General features: G+C 44.7%; 1 protein-coding gene. It reads left to right on the top strand.

All coding sequences use genetic code 11. The annotated features are described in order from the left end of the window. Positions 1-24: 24 nt before the first annotated feature. Positions 25-275, top strand: a 251-nt coding sequence (locus TW84_RS23285) for a GAD-like domain-containing protein (protein ID WP_275041688.1), incomplete at its 3' end; no start/stop codon positions are given.

The following is a 275-nucleotide window of genomic DNA, read 5'->3' as shown; positions in this document are numbered from 1 at the left end:
AACAAATGAAACGAGGAAAACGCAGTGTCTGACGAAGATTTTGAAATGTTTTTGGAAGAGTTTGGCGAACCCACCACGTATGTTCAGGCCACAGACCAACACATTGAAGCTTATCGGGGCATACTTCCTGACCAGTTGCTTGAGTATTGGCAAATGGTCGGATTCTCTGGCTTTAAGAATGGCCTATTTTGGATCACTAATCCCGCCGAGTTTGAAGATGTGCTTGAGTCCTTCCTCAAGGACACAGAGTTTGCCGATTATGACAACTACCATGT

It is taken from the genome of Vibrio neptunius (assembly GCF_000967495.1).
In the GTDB taxonomy this organism is placed as follows: domain Bacteria; phylum Pseudomonadota; class Gammaproteobacteria; order Enterobacterales; family Vibrionaceae; genus Vibrio; species Vibrio neptunius.
The sequence above is the reverse complement of the archived record's forward strand: the minus strand, read 5'-3'. Positions and strand labels throughout refer to the sequence as shown.